The following is a 6,111-nucleotide window of genomic DNA, read 5'->3' on the forward strand; positions in this document are numbered from 1 at the left end:
GACACGCCGACCGGGCGCTGTTTCGCAGCGACGAGCGCACGCTGAGCTACGCGCAGGCACAGACCGAGGTGAACCGCATCGCCAACGCCCTCACGGTGGAACTGGGTCTGGTGCCCGGCAACCGCGTGCTGCTGCGCGGCGGCAACTCGGTGGCCATGGCGCTGGCCTGGCTGGCCACGGTGCAGGCGGGGCTGATCGCGGTGGCCACCATGCCGCTGCTGCGCGCCAGGGAACTCGGCGCCATCCTCAAGAAAGCGCAACCCGTGCTCGCGCTGTGCGACGTGAAACTGCAGGACGAACTCAAGGCTGCGCTGGCGACCGACCCGGCCACCGCCGGCATGACGATGCTGGTGTTCAACACCGTTGGTGCTGAGGCAACCAACTCGCTGGAGTCGATGGCCAAGCGCCAGTGCGTGCACAGCGCTCCCTGCCCCACCGCAGCCACCGACATCGCCCTGCTCGCCTTCACTTCCGGCACCACCGGCACGCCCAAGGCCGCGGTGCACACACACCGTGATGTGCTGGCCGCCTGCGAGACCTGGCCGCGCCATGTGCTGCGCGCCACCCCCGACGACATCGTCATGGGTTCGCCTCCGCTGGCCTTCACTTTCGGGCTGGGCGGCCTGCTGGTGTTTCCCATGTGGGCGGGTGCCTCGGTGTATTTCTCGTCCGTGCCTTACACGCCCGAAGGGATGGTGCAGCTCATGGCCCGTGTGGGCGCCACCATCTGCTACACAGCGCCCACCTTCTACCGCCAGATGGCGGCGTTTGCCAAAACACATGGCATTGGCAACTTGCGCATCAGCGTGAGCGCAGGCGAAGGCCTGCCCGACGCCACGCGCCAGCTGTGGAAAGACGCCACCGGACTGGAGATGCTGGATGGGATTGGTGCCACCGAGATGTTCCACATCTTCATTTCCTCGGCCCCTGAGTCGGTTCGCCGTGGCGCCATTGGCCAGGTGGTGCCGGGCTACCAGGCCCGTGTGGTGAACGACGCCGGTGAGCCTTTGCCGGTGGGCGAAGTGGGCAAGCTCGCGGTGATCGGCCCCACGGGTTGCCGCTATCTCGACGACGAGCGCCAGACCCATTACGTCAAGGGCGGCTGGAACCACCCCGGCGACGCCTTCCGCATGGACGCCGACGGCTACTTTTTCTACCAGGCGCGCACCGACGACATGATCATCACCGCCGGCTACAACGTGGCTGGTCCCGAAGTGGAAGCCGCCTTGATGGAGCACCCGGCCGTGGCCGAGTGCGGCGTGGTGGGCAAGCCCGACGACGAGCGCGGCCAGATCGTGCAGGCCTTCGTGGTTTTGAAACCTGGCCACGCCGGCGACGCGGCGCAGGTGAAGGCACTGCAAGACCATGTGAAGCACAGCCTCGCACCTTACAAGTACCCGCGAGAGGTGGTCTTCCTGACCCAACTCCCGCGCACAGAAACCGGCAAGCTGCAGCGCTTTGCCTTGCGCCAGCACGCTGCGCCACAACACTGAGACGACCGACATGAAACACCTGCAGCCGCCCGGCTGGGCCACCCCCAAGGGCTACGCCAACGGCATCAGCGCGCGCGGCACCCACGTGTTCGTGGGCGGCCAGATCGGCTGGAACGCCAGCCAGACCTTCGAAAGCGACGACTTCATTGCACAAACCCGCCAGGCGCTGATCAACATCCGCGCGGTGTTGGCGTGCGCCGACGCCGGGCCACAGCACATGGTGCGCATGACCTGGTACATCACCGACCGTGAGGAGTACAACGCCCGCCTGCGCGAACTCGGCGAGGCCTACCGCGAGGTCATGGGCAAACACTTCCCCGCCATGACCTGCGTGGAGGTGAGCGCGCTGGTCGAAGAGCGCGCGAAGGTGGAGATTGAAGTGACGGCCGTGGTGCCGGACTGAATCCCCACCACTGAACGCACACCACGCCCTCGGGGAGTTGGAAATCCCGGTAACACGGCGTAAATGCTTTCTGATCGGTGCAACGAGCATGTCCCCACAGCCATTGTTGGCTTGCTAACGCTCCCCGTCTCGCTCCAGAATAAGTTCCCCGAAATATGGTTTTCGGGGAAAAAAACCCACAGAGGAGACATATGAAAAGCACCAAACTGTTGCTGGCCCTGATGGCCTGCGGTCTGGCCACGGGGGCGCTCGCCCAAGCCGGCAAGGACAACCTGGCAACGCTCAAGCAGATGAAGGTCTCAGGCGTCGACCTGAACATTCCACCGGTTGCGCAGGAAGGCAAAAACGCCGATGCGATCCGCGCCAACCTCAAGGCCGTGAAGTTGCCTCCGGGCTTCAAGATCGAACTCTACGCCGTCGTCCCCGATGCGCGCCACATGGCGGTGGCTCCCAGCACCAACATGCTCTTCGTGGGCACGCGCAAGACCCGCGTGTGGGCCGTGACCGACCGCAACGGCGACGGCACAGCCGACGAGGTCAAGCCCTTCGCGCCATCGATCAACTTCAAGGTGCCCAACGGCGTGTGCTGGACCAAGGACGGCTTCCTCGTGGTGGTCGAACACAACCGCGTGCTCAACTTCCCGGCCGCCGAGTTCTTCTACGAAGGCCCGGATGTGGCGGTGATCGAAGTGGTGCCCCAGGGCGGCCTGATCCCGGTGGAGGAAGAGTCGTTCAACCACGGCGCGCGCACCTGCCGCGTGGCCGACGACGGCATGCTTTATGTGACCCTGGGTCAGCCCCACAACGTGCAGCCCGCCAACAAGGTCGATCTGTACGACAAGATCGGCATCGGCGGTGTGGTCCGCATGAACGCTTTTGATGGCTCCAAGCGCGAGGTGTTCTCGCGCGGCATGCGCAACTCGGTCGGCATGGACATCAACCCGAAGGACAAGTCGGTTTGGTGGACGGACAACCAGACCGACGGCCTGGGCGACGATGTGCCACCGGGCGAACTCAACCGCGCCACCAAGGTCGGCGAGCACTTCGGCTACCCGTACTGGAACGGCAAGTTCAAGGTGGCAGGCACAGCCGCAGCGCCCGACCTCAAGGACATGAAGGAACCCGCCAACGCTGTCTTCCCGCAGGTGGAGTTCCCGGCCCACCAGGCGCAGCTGGGCATGACCTTCTACAACGGCAAGCAGTTCCCGGCCAAGTACCAGGGCGGCATCTTCGTGGCCTCGCACGGCTCGTGGAACCGCAGCCAGGCCACCGGCGCGCTGATCAACTTCATCCCGCTCAACGCCAACGGAACCGCCGGCAAGTCCGAGGTGTTTGCCGAAGGCTGGCTGGACGGCAACGGCGTCTACAAAGGCCGACCCGTGGACGTGGCTCCGATGAAAGACGGCTCGCTGCTGATCTCCGACGACTACGTCGGCGCGATCTACCGCGTCACCTACTCGCCGAACTGACAGCGGCACCCTGCCGCCTCCTCGCTCAAGCGGCCCACGCGGGCCGCTTGAGCGAGCTCACGCTTGAACGGACCTTTTCCCATGCGAATTTCGATCCTGATCGCGGCCGCGCTGAGCGTGGGCGCCGCGCACGCGGCCGACCCCGCGGTGGGCCGCACCAAGGCCAACATGGCCTGTGCCGTCTGCCACGGCCCCAACGGCATGTCCATGATGCCCAACGCGCCGCACCTCGCGGGCCAGCCCGGCATCTACCTGGTGGAGCAGCTGAAGAACTACCGCAGTGGCAAACGCCCGCACGAGGTGATGGGTGTGATTGCCAAACCCCTGACCGATGCCGAGATCGAGGATCTCGCCGCCTGGTACTCGTCACTGCAGATCAGTGTGCAGACGCCCTGACACCCAAACACTTTCAAGACGCCGCCCCACCATGCAAGTGCGCTACCTGGTTCTTTTTCCCCTGGCCGTGTTGCCCGCCTGGCTGCACGCCCAGACCACCCCCACGCCGCCGGACTCCGACGCCGGATCCCTTGCACCGGTGGTCATCACCGGCAGCGGATCGGCCGACCAGCGCTGGCGCGGCGCGGCCACGGTGGACGTGGTCGACGGCCGCGAACTGCGCGATGGCCAGCTGCAGATCAACCTGTCCGAAGGCTTGGCGCGCGTGCCGGGTCTGGTGATCCGCAACCGCGAAAACTACGCGCAGGACCTGCAGGTCTCCATCCGCGGGTTTGGCGCCCGCTCCACCTTCGGGGTTCGTGGCGTGCGCCTGTTTGTCGACGGCATTCCGGCCAGCGCGCCCGACGGCTCGGGCCAGGCGGCCAACTTCCCGCTGGGCAGTGCCGACCGCATCGAGGTCGTGCGCGGGCCGTTTGCCGCGCTGTATGGCGCCTCCAGTGGAGGCGCCATCCTGGCTTACACACAAGATGGCACCCGGCCCGGTGAACTGCGCGTGGGCTCGGCGTTCGGCTCCAACGGCTTGTGGCGCCTCTCGACCCAGGTCTCCGGCCAGACCGGCACGGCCGAAGCCCCGGGCTGGTCGTACACGCTGGACGTGGGCAAGTTCGCCACCGACGGTGCGCGCCCGCAGTCGGCAGCCGACCGCAGCACCGCGAACGTGAAACTCTCGCGAGCCCATGAGGGTGGGCGGACCGTGATCCTGTTCAACCAGCAGCGTGGCTTTGCGCTGGACCCGCTGGGTCTGGAAAGGAAAGATTTTGAGATCAGTGACCAGAAGACAGCAGACGCGGCCATTGACTTCAACACGCGCAAGTCGGTGTCTCAAAGCCAGCTCGGTCTGGCCTGGGACCAGGCACTGGGCGGAGGGCACAAGATTGAACTGATGGGCTACGGCGGCACACGCCAGGTGGTGCAGTACCAGGCCATTCCCGCCGGTGCTCAGATTCCCGTCACCAGTTCGGGCGGCGTGATCGACCTGGACCGCCACTACTGGGGCTGGAACGCACGCTGGCGCTGGATGGGGGAGGCCGCAGGTGGTCGCCTGTCGGTCAGCGCTGGCTTGGCCGGCGACCGGCAAACCGACTTGCGCCGTGGCTACGAGAACTTCGTGGGCACACCCCCCAACCGCACGCTGGGCGTGCAAGGCGCGCTGCGCCGCGACGAGACCAACCGCGCGAACACACTCGACCCCTATCTGCAGACCGAATGGAGCAGCGAACGGCTCACACTCAGCGCTGGAGTGCGGCGGGTGAATGCCGACTACACCTCCAGCGACCGTTACGTCAACGGCCTCAATGGCGACGACAGCGGCGAAAAAAGCTTTGGCGCCACCTTGCCTGTGGTGGGTTTGCGCTGGCAACTCTCGCCGGGGCTGCAGGCCTTTGCCAACGTGGGTAAAGGCCTGGAGATTCCAACGCTCAACGAGGTGGCCTACCGACTGGGTGCCTCGGGCTTCAACACAACGCTCAACGCTTCGCGCAACACCAGCGCAGAAGCCGGTCTTCGCGGTCGCAACGGCTCGGGCTTGTGGAATGCCACCCTGTTCGACATCCGCACACAAGACGAGATTGTGACGCTGACCAACAGCGGCGGACGCTCGACTTTTCAGAACGCCGGCCGCACGCTGCGCCAGGGGCTGGAGCTCTCTGCAGAGTACGGCCTTGACGAGGTCACGCTGAGCACGGCCTACACCTACCTCAAGGCGAACTACCGCGATGGTTTCACCACGTGCACGGCATCACCCTGTGCTTCGCCCAATGTGCCCATCCCCGCTGGCAATCAGATGCCCGGTCTGCCTCGCCACCAGCTCTTTGCCCAACTCGCCTGGGCACCGAACCTGGCGGGCAGCTGGGCAGCGGGCAGCGTGTTCACCCTGGAAGCGCGCCACACGGGCCGCGTGTTCGTCAACGACCTCAACAGCGATGCCGCCGCCGGCCACACGCTCTTCAGCATCGGCGCCCGCTTCGAGCAAACCACAGGTGCCTGGACCTGGCGCGAGTTCGTGCGCATCGACAACCTCACCGACAAGAAACACGCAGGCTCGGTGATCGTCAACGATGGCAACAGCCGCTTCTTCGAACCCGGCCTGGGCCGCTCGCTGTCGGCCGGTATCGAGCTCACGCGGCGCTTTTGAACACCGGCCGCGCAGCCCTCACGGGGGCAGCCGGCCGAACTCGCTCTCGGGGTCGATCACCTGCGCCGGCAGGCTGATGGCGAAGGTACAGCCGGCGCTCGACGCGGCCTCGCACCAGATGCGTCCGCCGTGCCGCTCGACGATGCGCTGTGCGAG

At 65.9% G+C, this 6,111-nt stretch carries 5 protein-coding genes; all 5 read left to right on the forward strand.

Going from position 1 to position 6,111, the window contains the following annotated elements; all coding sequences use genetic code 11:
- Positions 1–1,493 (forward strand): AMP-binding protein (locus Q0C59_RS17830; RefSeq protein WP_291218053.1); only part of this gene is annotated, 1,493 nt, incomplete at its 5' end.
- Between the two features lie 10 nt (positions 1,494–1,503).
- Entirely contained in the window at positions 1,504–1,896 is a 393-nt protein-coding gene (locus Q0C59_RS17835) for a RidA family protein (RefSeq protein ID WP_291218056.1), read from the forward strand.
- Between the two features lie 191 nt (positions 1,897–2,087).
- Positions 2,088–3,365 (forward strand): sorbosone dehydrogenase family protein, encoded by a 1,278-nt coding sequence (locus tag Q0C59_RS17840; RefSeq protein ID WP_291218059.1) that lies wholly within the window; start codon positions 2,088–2,090, stop codon positions 3,363–3,365.
- An 81-nt stretch (positions 3,366–3,446) separates the two neighbouring features.
- On the forward strand, positions 3,447–3,761 hold the full coding sequence (locus Q0C59_RS17845) for a cytochrome c (RefSeq protein ID WP_291218060.1): 315 nt from the start codon (positions 3,447–3,449) through the stop codon (positions 3,759–3,761).
- Between the two features lie 31 nt (positions 3,762–3,792).
- On the forward strand, positions 3,793–5,955 hold the full coding sequence (locus Q0C59_RS17850; RefSeq protein WP_291218063.1) for a TonB-dependent receptor: 2,163 nt from the start codon (positions 3,793–3,795) through the stop codon (positions 5,953–5,955).
- Positions 5,956–6,111: the final 156 nt, after the last annotated feature.

The sequence above is a fragment of the Hydrogenophaga sp. genome, assembly GCF_022844385.1.
Taxonomy (GTDB): Bacteria; Pseudomonadota; Gammaproteobacteria; order Burkholderiales; family Burkholderiaceae_C; genus Hydrogenophaga.

Bases quoted from the DNA above. Each gene is read 5' to 3' on its own strand.
- Q0C59_RS17835 (WP_291218056.1), top strand. From the start codon at position 1,504: ATGAAACACCTGCAGCCGCCCGGCTGGGCCACCCCCAAGGGCTACGCC.
- Q0C59_RS17840 (WP_291218059.1), top strand. From the start codon at position 2,088: ATGAAAAGCACCAAACTGTTGCTGGCCCTGATGGCCTGCGGTCTGGCC.
- Q0C59_RS17845 (WP_291218060.1), top strand. From the start codon at position 3,447: ATGCGAATTTCGATCCTGATCGCGGCCGCGCTGAGCGTGGGCGCCGCG.
- Q0C59_RS17850 (WP_291218063.1), top strand. From the start codon at position 3,793: ATGCAAGTGCGCTACCTGGTTCTTTTTCCCCTGGCCGTGTTGCCCGCC.